We start from the raw sequence: 15,274 nt of genomic DNA, 5'->3' as shown, positions 1-15,274 counted from the left end.
GCCGCACCCGCGCCGAACGCGCCGCCCGTTTCAGCAGCCGACAGTTCTTGGGTACCTTCCGATGCGGCGTCGCGGTATCCGAACATCCAGGTAAGAACGAAGGATACAGCCATGGCGGTAAGATTGCACAGAATGTACAGCGGAAGCTGACCGTTCATATAGAGCAAGGTACCGGGAATGACCGTGATCGCCATGCCTGTGGCAGACAGCTGAAACAGGGAAGCCAGGAATCCGCCTGCGGCGCCGCCGACAAGTCCCATAATGAAAGGCTTCATGTAGCGCAGGTTCACCCCGAAAATGGCGGGCTCGGTAATCCCGAGAAAGGCCGACAGCGAGGATGGCAGCGCCAGCGCCTTCAGCTTGAGATTCTTCGTCTTCAGCCCGACAGCCAGACAAGCCGCGCCTTGAGCGGCCATTGCGCATGTAATGATAGCGTTGAACGGATTGGAGCCCGTCTTCTCCAGAAGCTGAATTTCCAGAAAATTAAAGATATGATGCACGCCTGTAACAACAACAATCTGTTGAAGGAAACCGATCAGCAGACCCGCAATGCCAAACGGCAGTCCAAGCAGGTAGGTGGTTCCATTCAGGACAACGGTTTCAAGAGAGTGAAACACCGGTCCGATTGCGAATAGTCCAAGCGTGATCATAATCAGCAGCGTAAGGAAAGGCGTCAGAATTAAATCAAGCGCTTCCGGAATGCGCTTACGTAAACGCTTTTCTAAATTGGCCCCAAGCAAGCCGATGAAAAAGGCGGGCAGAACGGAGCCTTGATAGCCAACAACGGGAATGAACCCGAGAAACTTGAGCGGCTCGGCGCTTCCTCCCGCGACGGCATAGGCATTAGGCAGCGCCGGATTGACCAGCATCAGCCCAAGGACGATTCCGAGAACGGGGCTTCCCCCGAAGACCCGGAATGCCGACCAGGCGACAAGAGCGGGCAGGAAAGCAAAGGCGGTGTCAGTCAATACCTGCGTGAACAGCAGAAAGTTCGGCGAGATGTCCTCCGGAGCAGCTCCGAACAGAGAGAGAACCTGCGGCTGGGTCAGCAGACCGCGCAGACCCATGAAGAGACCGGTCGCCACCAGGACGGGAATGATCGGAACAAACACGTCTCCGAATGTGCGGATGGCCCGCTGAAGGGCATTCCCCGCTTTTTTCCCCTCCTGCTTGATATTCTCCTTGGACGTGCTCTCAATGCCAAGCTTCTCCACTGCTTCGAAGATCCGGTTTACAGTGCCCGTTCCAAATATGATCTGATACTGCCCCGAGTTGAAAAAGGCCCCTTTTACCTTGTCGATGCTCTCTGCATGCTTCTGGTCGATCAATGCCTTATCGCGGACCATAATGCGCAGGCGGGTGGCGCAGTGCGCAAACGAAACGATATTTTCCCTTCCTCCCACAGCCTGCACAACCTGTTCCGCAATTTTCTGATTTTCGGACATATTGATCTTTGCCTCCCCTAATATTGAGTATCCCATTTTATCGCATCAAATGCCACCCTGCCGCCCTCCGCGAAGAAAGTGACGCCCGTGCTCTCCCGTTCCGGAAAAATCCGGGCCGTGAAGGTCGCCTCCCCATCGTTCACAAAGACCTCCACCGAGGAAATATCCACGAACAAATGCAGCGTCAGCGCTCCGTCCCGAAGCTGCAGCGGGCATCTTCGTTCGGTTCCGTAATCGAGCGCAAAGCTCTGTCCCGAAAGGGAGCGGTCCAGCACCAGTTTGCCCTCTGCATGGTCATAATGGATGACCGTTCTCTCATGACAGCCCGCCCGGAATTCGATGCCGAAGCGGCTCGCTCCGTCGTCCCGTATTTCAACCAGCAGCTCATAGGCCGTACCTGCTAGCTCGGCTATAGAGAGCGACTCGTCATTCACAACCGTCCGCACCTCGGTCTTGCGGCCTCTAAGCTTCACCAATTCCCGAACGGGGCGCTGCATCAGCTTACCATTCTCCAGGCTTAATTCCCGAGGGAGCGTCAGGCAGTGCGCCCAGCCATGATCATCCGTCGGATAATCGATTTCCGGAAGACCCATCCAGGCTGTCAGCAGACGTCTGCCGTCCGGAGCCTGCGTCGTCTGCGGAGCATAAAAATCAAAGCCGTTGTCCAGTTCGCGGAACTCGCCGTGGTGAAATTTCCGGTCCATCAGGCTCAGGGGCCGTCCTGTCAGATAACCCGCCTGATAAATGTTGCGGAAACGGTCGCCCTGCGGCGGCAAGCCCTGCGGCGAGAACAGCAGAATTCCTGTGCCATCCAGTTCAAAATAGTCGGGGCATTCCCACATAAAGCCGAAGGAATTCAAATCCGTGCCAAGCTCCCCCGCATAATGCCATTGCATCAGATCCGGCGAGCGATACAGCACCACACTTCCCGTATTGTCAAGGCGCTGCGCGCCGATTACGCAGTAGTAGCTTCCGTCCGCCTTCCATACCTTCGGGTCCCTGAAATGATCGGTATAGCCTCTGGGAACTTTCAGGATAACCGGCTGCTCCAGCTTGGTAATAATTCCATCCGGCTCCATAACGGCCATGCACTGAAAGGGATGCCTGATCCAGTCCGGACTGCGCGTATTGCCCGTATACATCAGGTACAGCTTTCCGTCCTTCTCGATAGCGCTTCCCGAAAAAGCTCCGTGTGAATCAAAGGGGCCGCCAGGCGCGATCCCGATCCCCCGGTTCTTCCAATGAACGAGATCGGCCGAGGAAGTATGATACCAATACTTCATGCCATGTCCTGTTCCGAGCGGGAACCATTGGTAGAACAAATGATATTCCCCTTCAAAAAAGGCAAAGCCGTTGGGATCGTTAAGCAGCCCCGCCACGGGTTGGATATGATACTTCTGTCTCCAGGGACTTTGCTCCGCCAGCTGTATCAGCGCTTCCCATTCCCCGTCTTCCGCCTGATCGATTCTCCGGTATAATTGCGCTCGGCTCATTTTCATTGTTTCGCTCTCCTTCGGAACCGGTTCCAATTGATATATATATAAAATTTCGGAACCGGTTCCAACCTATTGAATGAAAATGCCTTTCCAAAGATAGATTCGAAAAGGCCCGGAACCGGTTCCAAGGTTATTATATGATGCGTCCCTGCAAATTGTCAACGCTTTCTCTACCGATTATTTCACAATCCAGAACCGTTGCCATCTCCACAGGCTCCCGGTTAACCAAAGAAATTATATTCTCGGCGGCAAGCCTTCCCGCCCGCCTGTAATGATACCTTACCGTCGTTAAAGCCGGATGTATGATTTCAGTAACATCGTATCCCCCGAATCCCGTTACGGAAAGACCGGACGGAATGGGAATCTGCTTCAAAAAAGCGGTCTTCATCACGCCCAGCGCGATATTGTCGGTTGCGCACACGACGATGGTCGGCATCCAATCCTCCAGTAAACGTTCCGCGGCGGCCATGGCCTCGTTCATTCGGAAGCCGGACTCGTAATACCGGACCTCGCAGCCTGTATATCCGTCCAGCGCTTTTCTAAAGCCCTCCTTGCGCTTAACCCCCACCGCAATATCCTGCTCGGTAACGCCCAGATAGGCGATGCGGCGGTGGCCTTTATCCAGAATATGCTTGCCCATCCTATAACCCGCATGGTAGTCATCGTGGACTACACTGTGAAGCAAAGAATGCTGCTGGCCGATCATTACAGCCGGAACCTTGCACTCCCGGATGGCTTTCAAATGCCGTTCCGTAATCTGCGCAGCCAGCAGCAGCAAGCCGGAAATTTTCTGCCGCGCCAGATTATAAATTTCTTCAATTTCACGGTTCATATCCTGGTTGGCGCTGGAAATAAGCAATTGATACTGCCGTTCCCGGAGTTCATCGTCGATTCCCATCAAGGTCTGCGACACCGCGAATGAATCAAGCCGGGGAACGATGGTGCCGATAATGCTGGTCTTCTTCGCTTTCAGGCTTTGGGCAAACGTATTGGGCACATAATTGTGCTGCTTGATAATGCGCTCGATCTTTTCCCTTGTCTCTTCACTGACTGATCCGCCGTTAAGGTAGCGGGAGACCGTACTCTTGGCCACACCCGCAGCCCGGGCAATATCGATTATGGTCTTCATTCTTTGTCTCCTTGCTGCAATTTGCCGGCGCTTTGCCGCACGCTTGTAGTCCATTATACAACAAACGGCAGCCCCTCCGGTAAAGGAGAGACTGCCGTCTGCTACTGGATTTCCATTTCGCTCAAACCCAGCCTGTTCTAATCTCCGCGAAATGCGCGCTTCATGCGGTCAAAGAAGGACTGCCCCTGCTCATGTGTATTCTCACCGTCGAAGGAAGCGAACTGGCGAAGCAGGTCTTTCTGCTCGTCGCTCAGCTTGCTTGGCGTCACCACGATGACGCGGACATGCTGGTCGCCGATTCCATTCCCGCGAAGCCGGGGAACGCCTTTGCCTTTGAGACGGAAGAATGTGCCGGTCTGAGTTCCGGCCGGAATTTTGAGCTTGACCTTCTCCGTCAGGGTCGGAATCTCGATCTCATCTCCGAGCGCCGCCTGGGCGAACGTAAGCGGAACCTCGCACAGAATATCGTCGTTCTCGCGAACGAAGAAATCATGCGGCTTGACGCGGATGACAATATACAGATCGCCCGCAGGGCCGCCGCGCACACCGCCTTCGCCTTCGCCGCTCATGCGCAGCTGCGCGCCGTCGTCCACGCCCGCAGGAATCCGGACATGGATTTTGCGCTGCTTCTTCACGCGGCCGCCCCCGCCGCAAGTCGAACATTTCTCCTTGATGATCTTGCCTGCGCCTCCGCAGTTCGAACACGGTCTGCGGTTGACCATCCGGCCAAGCGGCGTGTTCTGCACAACCTCCTGCTGCCCGCTGCCATGGCAGACGGAACAGGTTTGCGGCTTCGTGCCGGGCTTCGCCCCGGAACCGAAACAGGTATCGCAGGTCTCCGTCCGCGGAATCGTAATATCGGTCTCCTTGCCGAACACCGCTTCCTTGAATTCAATGGACATCGTATACTGCAAGTCATTGCCGCGCTGGGGCGCATTCGGATCACGCCGTCCACCGCCACCGAAGAACATGTCGAAAATATCGCCCAGACCGCCGCCGCCGAAATCCCCGCCGCCAAAGCCTCCGCCCATTCCCTGGTTCGGATCGATATGCCCGTATTGGTCATATCTGGCCCGTCCTTGCGGATCGCTCAGAACATCGTAGGCTTCCTTCACTTCCTTGAATTTAGCCTCGGCGTCGCTGGCCTTGTTCACGTCCGGATGATACTGACGGGCCAGCTTGCGGTACGCTTTTTTAATTTCATCTTCCGAAGCGTTCTTGCCTAAACCGAGCACCTCATAATAATCGCGCTTATCTGCCACTGCCTTCACCTCCGTACTGGAACGTATCCCTATTACACAAGAAGAAACGCCTGACGGCGTCCCGTAAGGACGCAAGTACGTTTCTCGTAGAAATATAAGGCCTTTTATAAGCATGAAACTTATAAATTCTTATATTTTAAAAGAAAGCCAAAACGCGGGATGCCCCGGTTTTGACCTTCCCTTGACTTGCGTTATCGTTTAACTTTATCCTTGATTCTTCTCGTCGTCAACCACTTCGTAATCCGCGTCGACTACGTTATCCCGCTTTGCGCCTTCGCCAGCGTCAGCCGCGCCTTCAGCGCCTTGCTGAGCTTGAGCCGCTTGCTCATACAGCTTCACGGACAGCTGCTGCACGATTTCGTTCAGCTCATCGGTAGCCGCCTTGATCTCATCCAGATTGTCGGTTTCCAGCGCGGACTTCACTTTATCCTTGGCCTGGTTCGCTTTTTCAATCTCGGATGCGTCCACTTTGTCCCCAAGGTCCTTGATGACCTTATCCGTGGAATAGACAAGCTGGTCGGCGTTGTTCTTCGCTTCCACCAGTTCCTTGCGGACACGGTCTTCTTCGGCATGAAGCTCGGCGTCCTTCATCATTTGCTCGATATCGGATTCGCTCAGGCCGCCGGAGGAAGTAATCGTGATCTTCTGGCTCTTGTTCGTGCCTTTATCCGTAGCGGACACATTCACGATGCCGTTGGCGTCGATATCGAAGGTAACTTCGATTTGCGGCACGCCGCGAGGCGCCGGCGGAATCTCGCTCAGCATGAAGCGGCCCAGCGTTTTGTTGCCGTTCGCCATTTGGCGCTCCCCTTGCAGAACATGAATCTCAACGCTCGGCTGGTTGTCGGCGAAGGTCGAGAAGATTTGCGATTTGCTGGTCGGGATGGTCGTGTTGCGGTCGATCATCTTCGTGAATACGCCACCTGCGGTTTCAATACCCAGGGACAACGGCGTTACGTCCAGCAGAACTACGTCCTTAACGTCGCCGGTCAGCACGCCCGCTTGAACTGCGGCGCCCAGGGCAACAACTTCGTCCGGGTTAACGCCTTTATGCGGCTCTTTGCCCGTCAGCTTCTTGATCGCTTCCTGTACGGCAGGAATCCGGGTGGAACCGCCGACAAGCACGATTTTGTCCAGGTCGGCCGGAGTCATGCCCGCGTCGTTCAGCGCCTGACGGGTCGGTCCGAGCGTGCGTTCAACAAGATCCGCTGTCAGTTCGTCGAATTTGGCGCGGGTCAGGTTGACCTCCAAGTGCTGCGGCACGCCGTCTACAACGGTGATGAACGGCAGGGAGACCGTGGTAGTCAGTACGCCGGACAGCTCTTTCTTCGCTTTTTCAGCCGCGTCTTTCAGACGTTGAACAGCCGCTTTGTCCTTGCTCAGATCGATGCCTTGCTCTTTTTTGAACTCGGCTACGAGGTGGTCGATGATTTTTTGGTCAAAGTCGTCGCCGCCGAGACGGTTGTCGCCGCTCGTAGCTTTTACTTCGAAGAAGCCGTCGCCCAGCTCCAGGATGGAAACGTCGAACGTACCGCCGCCAAGGTCATAGACGAGAATCGTTTGGTCTTCGGATTTCTCCATACCGTACGCAAGCGCCGCCGCTGTAGGCTCGTTCACGATACGCAGAACTTCAAGACCGGCGATTTTGCCCGCATCCTTGGTCGCCTGACGCTGGCCGTCGTTAAAATAGGCAGGAACCGTAATAACCGCCTGTGTAACCGCTTGGCCAAGATAAGCTTCCGCATCGGATTTCAGCTTTTGCAGAATCATTGCAGAAATTTCCTGCGCCGAATAATCTTTACCGTCGATCGTTTCTTTATGGTTTGTCCCCATATGGCGTTTGATCGAGATGATTGTACGGTCCGGGTTCGTGATTGCTTGACGCTTCGCGGTTTCACCGACAATGCGCTCCCCGTCTTTCTTGAAGCCTACAACTGAAGGGGTAGTGCGCGCGCCTTCCGGGTTGGGGATGACGACAGCCTCGCCGCCTTCCATTACGGCCACGCATGAGTTCGTGGTTCCAAGGTCGATACCGATAACTTTACTCACAGTAATTTGCCTCCTTAAAAGTTTTACGATTGAGATACTGCCATGAATGAACTTCAGTAAAACTTGCTTCGTAAGCATTCGCTTAGTTTTACGAATGAGATACTACCATAATAAAGCTTCAGTAAAACTCGCTTCGTAAGCATTCTCCAAGTTTTTGCGATTGAATTTACCTGCTTCGCAAGCCTCCGCGGCTCCAATGCCTTCGCGTTACGCGGCGGCTGGACACGGCAATGTCGCCGGAAGCCGTTCCGGCGATTCATGGCGCCTATTTAGGCAGGCTACATGCTGACTTTGACCATGGCGGGACGAAGCACCTTGTTCTTCAAAAGATAGCCCTTCTGGACTTCCTCCGTAACAACGCCCTCTTCGTGCTCCTCGCTCTCCACCTGCATGATGGCCTGATGGAATTCCGGATTAAACGGCTGGCCTACCGTTTCCATAGGCGTAAGTCCCTCAGACTTCAATACCCCGTCCAACTGGCGGAATATCATATTCACGCCTTTGACGAAAGCCTCGCCGTCCGAACCGGCCGGCGCCGTAGCCAGGGCGCGCTCGAAATTGTCCAGTACCGGCAGCAATTCCGTAACCAGCTTGGAGGTGGCGTATTGAGCCAATTCCTCCTTCTCCTTCAGCGTGCGGCGGCGGAAATTGTCATAGTCGGCCTGAACCCGCAGGACACGTCCTTGATACTCATCCGCGAGCTCCTGCAGACGCTTGATTTCATCGCTGTCTCCGGAAGCCGCCTGAGCGGCTTCATCGGCCGCTGCTGTATCGTTATCCAGGACCGCTTCAGCCTGATCGGCCGCGCTTTCCTCGTTGATGGCGTTATCTTCGGTCACACCGGAATCTTGAACCTGTTCCTCTTTCAAGTATGTTCACCCCCTTAAAATACTAACGGCAATCATTATGCGCTAAACTCACTTATACCAGTGACCCAGCATCGCTGTCAAATCGCGGGACAAAACGCCCAGAATACCCAATACCTTCGCATATTCCATCCGGGTCGGCCCAAGGATTCCTATGCTTCCCACCGCTTCTCCGTCGATCGAATAAGTGGCGGTAATCAGGCTGCAATCCGCAAAAGCCACATGCTTGTTCTCGGTGCCGATGCGCACCTGTATACCGGCGCTTCCGGCTGCCGGAGCCAGCATTTTGAGCAGAGTCGGCGTCTCCTCAAGCAGATCAAGGATATCCTTTACCTTATCGACATCGCGGAATTCAGGCTGAGTCAGCATGTTCGTCGCGCCGCTGAGGTAAACCCGCTGCTCCGATTCGCTTTCAAGCGCGGCATCCAGCATTTGCATCAGTTCCTCGTAATGAGAAATATGACGCTGCATCTCCTGCCCAAGCTCGGAATACAGCCTGCTCTTCAGCTTGTATAAAGGCACATTGACCAGCTTGCTGTTCAGCAGGTTAACGACCTTCTCCATTTCCGAAACCGAAATCTCCGGCGGAATGCTTACTTTCCGGTTCTCCACCTGACCGGTGCTGGTGACAATGATCGCGACGGCGGTTCTGTCATCCAGCGGAAGCAGCTGAAAATGACGCAGTGAAGTATGAAAAACCTCCGGTCCCAGAAGGATGGAAGTATAATTCGTCATATTGGATAAAATCATGGCCGCGTGCTGAATCAACTGCTCCATCGCATTCAGCTTTTCGGCAAAGAAGGCGCGGATCGTTTCCGTTTCGGTCAATCCTGCCGGATTCCAGGGAACAAGGTGGTCCACATAGTAACGGTAGCCTTTATGGGACGGAATCCGCCCTGCCGACGTATGCGGCTGCTCCAGAAAACCAAGTTCCTCCAGGTCGGCCATTTCATTGCGTATCGTCGCAGGGCTGAACTTGACATCGCCACGCTTGGATATACTGCGAGATCCTACCGGCTCGGCCGAACGGATATAGTCGTCCACAATGGCATTCAATATCATTCTTTGGCGTTCGGTTAACATGTCATTCCCTCCTGACCGCCCTTTGGATGGTTTCGTTAGCACTCGATGCAGTTGAGTGCTAACCACTATTACAAAAATACCAAACTGACATGAGCATTGTCAAGTCAGTCGGCAGAGCAGAACAGGCGATTTTATGAACAGATCCGCCTTCTTGGAGCATGCTCCGACACCCGCAATGAACGGCCGCCGGCCCAGGGCAGCGAAGGAGCCCAAGACTGCCGCTCGCATGCCCTCGCTGCCGGATCATGGCCCTATATTAAGACTCTCGGCAAAAATGACGCCAATCCCTATTCCCTATCCAGCCTGGCATTTCATCAAGCTGCCGTTTTGGCTCCGGTTAACCCGTGTCTCAGCCATTTGACAACCTCCATCAGGATTACGGCGCCCACCGCAAGTCCCGCAGCGGGCAGCCACTGCTCAAGCCCGAAATGGACCGGTATGGAGAAGAACTGCCGGACACCCGGCAGAACGGTGCATCCGTATAGGCCAAGACAGACCAGCACTGCCCCGAGCACATACTTATTGCTGAAGAATCCGGCCTGGAACGCCGTTTGCGTATTGGAACGGGCCGCAAAGGTCTGCAGCGTACGGGCCAATATCAGTGTGGTGAAGGCCATCGCGACGCTGATCTCCTGTGAATACCGCAAGCCGATATACTGAGAGGCGATGACAGCTGTACCGATTAGCAGACCTCGTATCACTACAACCTGAAGAGTCCCTCCGGCAAAGATTCCTTCTTTAATATTTCTTGGCTTGCGTTTCATGACATCCGGCTCCGCCTTCTCCATTCCGAGCGCGATGGCGGGCAGCGAGTCATTGACCAGATTGATGAACAGCAGCTGAATGGCCGTAAACGGGTTGATCCAGTTAAAGATCAAAGCGAACAGAATCGCAATAATGGCGCCCAGATTACCGGCGAACAAATAGGCAATCGCCTTCTTGATATTGTCGAACACCGTACGGCCGACGCCGACGGCCTTCACGATGGACACAAAGTTGTCGTCTGTCAATATCATGGCGGCCGAATCCTTGGCGACATCGGTGCCGCTGCCCATCGCTACGCCGATATCCGCCTGCTTCAGCGCTGGCGCGTCGTTGACCCCGTCCCCCGTCATCGCCGTAATTTTTCCTCTCTTCTGCCAGGCCCGCACAATCCGGATTTTGTTCTCTGGGGAGACACGGGCATAGACGCCGATAGATTCAAGCCTGCGGTCCAGCTCCTCGTCCGACATCGCGTCCAGCTCCTGTCCGGTGACGGCAATTTCGTTACCCGACATCAAGCCGATATCCCTTCCGATGGCCTGCGCGGTCGTCTTGTGGTCGCCCGTAATCATGATGGTCCGGATACCGGCTTTGTTCGATTCCGCAATCGAATCGTACACCTCTTCCCGCGGGGGATCGATCATGGCTGTAAGGCCGACCAGAATAAGCCGGTGCTCATCCTCCAGTCCAACATCCGCCGAATCGCCGTCGGTCGGCTTGTACGCATAAGCAAGCACGCGCAGCGCCCGGTTGGAGAAATCTTCATTGGCCTGCACGAATTCCGCGCGGATCTCCTCGGTAAGCGGAACCTCCTCCCCGTCCAGCAGCACCCGGTCGCACCGGCTGAACAGCACATCCGGGCCGCCTTTGGTAAGAATCGTCTTCCGTCCATTGAAGGTATGAACCGTGGTCATCAGCTTCCGGTCCGAATCGAAAGGAATCTCGGCTTCTCTTGGAAATCTGTCGCGGATTTCCATATAATCTTTATTTTTACTGCGGCTAAAAGCAATCAGCGCCACCTCGGTCGGATCGCCCAGCTCTTTTCCCTCTTCATTAATATGAGAGTCATTGCACAGGACCGCGATATGCAGCAGTCTGCGTTCTCCCTCCGACCATTCCTCGTGATCATCCTGAAATAGCTTTTTACCGGCATTGGGCAGGAAGTAATCGACAACCGTCATTTTGTTCTGAGTGAGGGTTCCGGTCTTGTCTGTACAGATGACGCTCGTCGAACCGAGCGATTCCACCGCCGGCAGTCTCCGGATAATCGCGTGCTGCTTGGCCATCTTGCCCGTTCCGACCGACAGCACAATGGTGACAATGGAAGACAGCGCTTCGGGTATGGCCGCTACGGCTACCGCAACAGCGAACATGAGCGCATCAAGAATGGCGGTGCTCATACCCGAACCGTCACTGGACAGCCAGGCCCGCAGCGCCTGTATGCCGAATATCAAAATGCACAGCAGCAAAATAACAACGCCCAGCCTCTTGCCAAAGCTCTCCAGCTTGCGCTGCAGCGGCGTGCTCTTCGCCTCCGCGCTCTCGATCAGCCCCGCGATTTTGCCGATTTCGGTATCGGCCCCGGTTCCGGTCACAATAAAGCTGCCGCGCCCATACACAATCAAAGATCCGCTGTATACCATATTGCGCCGGTCCCCTAAAGGAGCCTGCGTATCGATGACCTCCCTGTGCTTCTCTACAGCTTCCGATTCTCCGGTCAGCATTCCCTCCTCGACCTTCAGGCTTTCACTCCTTAAGATGCGCCCGTCCGCAGGCACGTAATCACCGGCCTCCAGCAGAACCATATCGCCCCTGACCAGCTCGCGTGCCGGAATCCGCCTTGTCTCGCCGCCGCGCATCACCTTCGCCTCCGGGGCCGCCAGCTGCCTTAGCGCATCCAGCGAGCTTTCGGCTTTAAGGGTCTGAACCACGCTGATCACCGCGTTGAGCAGGAGCACAAAGAAGATAATCAGGGCTTCCACAGCGTGTCCGAGCGCTGCCTGAACTCCCGCGGCAACAAGCAGCACAATGACGAGCGGATCTTTAAAGTTGTCCAGAAAAAGCCTCCACACCGGAACCCTTTCTCTTCCCTTCAACTCGTTGTACCCGCCCGATTCAAGCCGCTTGCGCGCTTCCTCTACCGCCAGGCCAGCCTCCGTGCTGTCCACTTCCTTCAGCGTTTCAGGCACCGTGCTGCGATAAAACTCCATTCTCACCGCTCCTCTCCGAATAGTTATCTCTTAATAAGACATGTACCCTATTTTGTCCATTCAGGCCCTAATTACCCGTACGAGAAGAGCAGGTAAACGTTTCATTTTATTGCGTGACAAATCAAAATAACCACTCCCCATCAGACGAGCGAGCGTCCGGCGGGAAAGTGGTTATTATATAGCGACAGGAATTAATTCAGCATTTTAAGAACCGCAATTTCGTCGCAGGCGTCCTGCTTGGAACAGTTGACACAGTCGGTCCATACCTTTTCCGGAAAAATCTCTTTGTTCACCACATGAAATCCGTTCTTCAAAAAGAAGCTGACGGCATAAGTAAGCGCCATGATCTTCGGAATCTTCTGGCGTCTCGCTTCCTTGGTCAGCTCTTCCACAATCATGGAGCCGATGCCTTGACCCTTGCACTCATCGCGCAGGCCGAGCGAGCGCACCTCCACCAGATCGTTTCCAAGCCTGCACAGTGAACCGCAGCCTACCACCCTGCCGTCTATTTCGGCGACAACGAACTGATCGATCTGCCGCTCCAGCACCTTCCGGGAACGGGGCAGCATGATCCCGCGCTGCGCATACTCTTCTATCATTAAATACAACGGCTCAACATCTTCCAGAGTAGCGCTTCTGCAAATGGCTGCAGGTGTTGGTTCCGGCGCTGCGGGTTCAGGTTTCGGCTTGGCTAGCACTATGCTTCACTCCTCCATAAATAACTATGAATAAATATACAACACAGTGAATGAGGATTCAACAGTTATTTTAAAAATTATATTTATGTCAACACTCCGACAAATTCTCCGAACACATCATTTCCGAACAAAAGCCCCTGGCGGCTTAACCGGTAGCTTCCGCCTTCCCGTTCCAACAGACCGGCATTCAGCATTTTGCCCAGCGGCCCTCCGAATACCTCCTCCAGCGGCTGGTCAAACTGCTTGCGGAAATCGGCATCGGTAATGCCGTCCCGCATCCTCAAGCCAACCATCATGAAATCCTCCATGGCCTCTTCACGCGATACCGGATAGGCGTTCAGGCGGGGCAGGCCGTTCTTCGCCGCTTCAATGTATGGACTCACGCCCTTGATGTTCATATGCCGCATACGCTGCACATAGCCATGCGCCCCGGCGCCCAGTCCGTAATAATCCTGATTGCGCCAGTACGTAATATTGTGGCGGCTCTCCATTCCGGGCTTGGCGAAATTGCTGATCTCGTACTGCCCGTAACCTGCCTCCTCCATGGAGGACATCAGCAGCAGATACATGGCCAGCTCGTCCTCCTCGCTCGGAAGCGGCAGCTGATTCTTGTTATACAGCGAGTGGAATAGCGTGTTCTCCTCCACTTTAAGGCTGTAAATGGAATAATGGGGCAGGCCCAGATCCAGCGCCCGCCTTATGCTTTCGCCCAGCATATCGACCGTCTGGTTGGGAAGGCCGAACATCAAGTCAATCGACAGATTGGTCAATCCGGCAGCGCGGGCATTGTCCAGGCTGCGATACACGTCGTCCACGCCATGTATGCGCCCGATCCCGCTCAGCAGCTCATTCTGGAACGCCTGCACGCCGAAGCTTACGCGGTTTACGCCGCCCGCCTTCATGACCGCCAGCTTGTCCGGATCGGTCGTGCCGGGATTCGCTTCCATCGAGAATTCAATATCTTCGGCCCAGTTCGGGAAGTGGGTGCGCACTATCTTCAGAAAATATTCCATTTCATCCGGCTTCAGCACCGTGGGTGTTCCCCCGCCGACAAATATGCTCCTGATGACGCCTGGCGGCCTCTCTTGAACGGTCAGCTCCATCTCCCGCTCCAGCGCCCGCAGATAGTCCATCACAGGCTGATCCTTCAGCACATAGGAGTTGAAATCACAGTAGAAGCACTTGTTCGTGCAAAAAGGAATATGAATATATACCGCCTCGGGCAGACGGCTGTCTGGTATGCCGGAATCGTTAGTCATAAGCGGTCCTCCTTGGAATGAAAAGGGAAGCCGGACGGCTCCCCTGAAATAAGCTGCGGTATGGACTTCAAAAATTGCTCATCTGTTACTCGTCGATCTTCAGCACCGCCATGAATGCTTCCTGCGGCACTTCGACGCTGCCGACCTGCTTCATGCGCTTCTTGCCTTCCTTTTGCTTCTCCAGCAGCTTCCGCTTCCGCGAAATGTCACCGCCGTAGCATTTGGCAAGAACGTTCTTGCGCATCGCCTTGACCGTCTCGCGGGCAACGACCTTGGTTCCGACAGAAGCCTGAATCGGCACCTCGAACATCTGGCGCGGAATGATCCCGCGCAGCTTCTCGCAGATGATACGGCCCCGGTTATAGGCACGGTCGCGGTGCACGATGAACGACAGGGCGTCCACCTGCTCGCCGTTAAGCAGAATGTCCATCTTCACCAGATTCGACTGGCGATAGCCAGACAACTCATAATCAAAGGACGCATAGCCCTTCGTTCCGGATTTCAGCTGATCGAAGAAATCGTAGACGATTTCGGACAGCGGAATTTGATAGGTGATGGTTACCCGGTTCGCGTCGAGGTACTCCATGTTCACGAATTCGCCGCGCTTGTTCTGGCACAGCTCCATGACCGTGCCGACGAAATCGTTGGGCACAATGACGGCCGCCTTGACGTAAGGCTCCTCCACATAATCGATCTTGCCGACTTCCGGATAGTTGGACGGATTATCGATCTCGATCATTTCGCCGTTCGTCAGCTTGATCCGGTAAATAACGCTCGGCGCCGTCGTAATAAGCGGAATATTGAATTCCCGCTCAATCCGCTCCTGGATAATCTCCATATGCAGCAGGCCGAGGAATCCGCAGCGGAAGCCGAAGCCGAGCGCGCTGGACGTCTCCGGCTCGAAGCTCAGCGAAGCGTCGTTGAGCTGGAGCTTCTCCAGCGCCTCGCGCAGATCATTGTAATCCGATGTTTCAATCGGGTACAGTCCGCAGTATACCATCGGATTGATCTTCCG

The 15,274-nt window shown here is 54.7% G+C and carries 11 protein-coding genes; all 11 read right to left on the bottom strand.

What is annotated here, in order from left to right; genetic code table 11:
* Positions 1–1,445, bottom strand: a 1,445-nt coding sequence (locus tag L692_RS0119015) for a sucrose-specific PTS transporter subunit IIBC (RefSeq protein ID WP_025701653.1), incomplete at its 3' end; no start/stop codon positions are given.
* Between the two features lie 17 nt (positions 1,446–1,462).
* Positions 1,463–2,944 carry a glycoside hydrolase family 32 protein gene (locus tag L692_RS0119010; RefSeq protein ID WP_025701652.1) on the bottom strand — a complete coding sequence of 494 codons (1,482 nt, stop codon included), beginning with the start codon at positions 2,942–2,944 and terminating at the stop codon, positions 1,463–1,465.
* 130 nt (positions 2,945–3,074) lie between these two features.
* Positions 3,075–4,124: a LacI family DNA-binding transcriptional regulator gene (locus L692_RS0119005; protein WP_084463266.1), complete on the bottom strand. Its 1,050-nt coding sequence runs from the start codon at positions 4,122–4,124 to the stop codon at positions 3,075–3,077.
* Between the two features lie 83 nt (positions 4,125–4,207).
* The gene (gene dnaJ / locus L692_RS0119000; RefSeq protein ID WP_025701650.1) at positions 4,208–5,332 is read right to left on the bottom strand and encodes a molecular chaperone DnaJ; all 1,125 of its coding nucleotides are present in this window, start codon (positions 5,330–5,332) and stop codon (positions 4,208–4,210) included.
* A 204-nt stretch (positions 5,333–5,536) separates the two neighbouring features.
* A complete protein-coding gene (gene dnaK, locus L692_RS0118995; RefSeq protein WP_025701649.1) occupies positions 5,537–7,381 on the bottom strand; it encodes a molecular chaperone DnaK in 1,845 nt (614 codons plus the stop codon).
* A gap of 278 nt (positions 7,382–7,659) precedes the next feature.
* Complete coding sequence (gene grpE / locus L692_RS0118990; protein ID WP_025701648.1) at positions 7,660–8,250, bottom strand: nucleotide exchange factor GrpE; 591 nt, start codon at positions 8,248–8,250, stop codon at positions 7,660–7,662.
* Between the two features lie 48 nt (positions 8,251–8,298).
* Positions 8,299–9,330 (bottom strand): heat-inducible transcriptional repressor HrcA, encoded by a 1,032-nt coding sequence (gene hrcA / locus L692_RS0118985; RefSeq protein ID WP_025701647.1) that lies wholly within the window; start codon positions 9,328–9,330, stop codon positions 8,299–8,301.
* Between the two features lie 314 nt (positions 9,331–9,644).
* Complete coding sequence (locus tag L692_RS0118980; protein WP_025701646.1) at positions 9,645–12,302, bottom strand: cation-translocating P-type ATPase; 2,658 nt, start codon at positions 12,300–12,302, stop codon at positions 9,645–9,647.
* 191 nt (positions 12,303–12,493) lie between these two features.
* A complete protein-coding gene (locus L692_RS0118975; protein ID WP_025701645.1) occupies positions 12,494–13,000 on the bottom strand; it encodes an N-acetyltransferase in 507 nt (168 codons plus the stop codon).
* Between the two features lie 83 nt (positions 13,001–13,083).
* A complete protein-coding gene (gene hemW / locus L692_RS0118970; protein WP_025701644.1) occupies positions 13,084–14,259 on the bottom strand; it encodes a radical SAM family heme chaperone HemW in 1,176 nt (391 codons plus the stop codon).
* Positions 14,260–14,344: 85 nt separating this feature from the next.
* Positions 14,345–15,274 (bottom strand): translation elongation factor 4 (gene lepA, locus L692_RS0118965; protein WP_025701643.1); only part of this gene is annotated, 930 nt, incomplete at its 5' end.

Origin of the sequence: Paenibacillus forsythiae T98 (genome assembly GCF_000520735.1) — a bacterium.
Taxonomy (GTDB): domain Bacteria; phylum Bacillota; class Bacilli; order Paenibacillales; family Paenibacillaceae; genus Paenibacillus_AQ; species Paenibacillus_AQ forsythiae.
The sequence above is the reverse complement of the archived record's forward strand: the minus strand, read 5'-3'. Positions and strand labels throughout refer to the sequence as shown.

What these genes read in the sequence shown, in the direction of transcription:
- L692_RS0119010 (WP_025701652.1), bottom strand. Translation starts at nt 2,944, where the DNA reads ATGAAAATGAGCCGAGCGCAATTATACCGGAGAATCGATCAGGCGGAA.
- L692_RS0119005 (WP_084463266.1), bottom strand. Translation starts at nt 4,124, where the DNA reads ATGGACTACAAGCGTGCGGCAAAGCGCCGGCAAATTGCAGCAAGGAGA.
- hrcA (WP_025701647.1), bottom strand. Translation starts at nt 9,330, where the DNA reads ATGTTAACCGAACGCCAAAGAATGATATTGAATGCCATTGTGGACGAC.
- L692_RS0118980 (WP_025701646.1), bottom strand. Translation starts at nt 12,302, where the DNA reads ATGGAGTTTTATCGCAGCACGGTGCCTGAAACGCTGAAGGAAGTGGAC.
- hemW (WP_025701644.1), bottom strand. Translation starts at nt 14,259, where the DNA reads ATGACTAACGATTCCGGCATACCAGACAGCCGTCTGCCCGAGGCGGTA.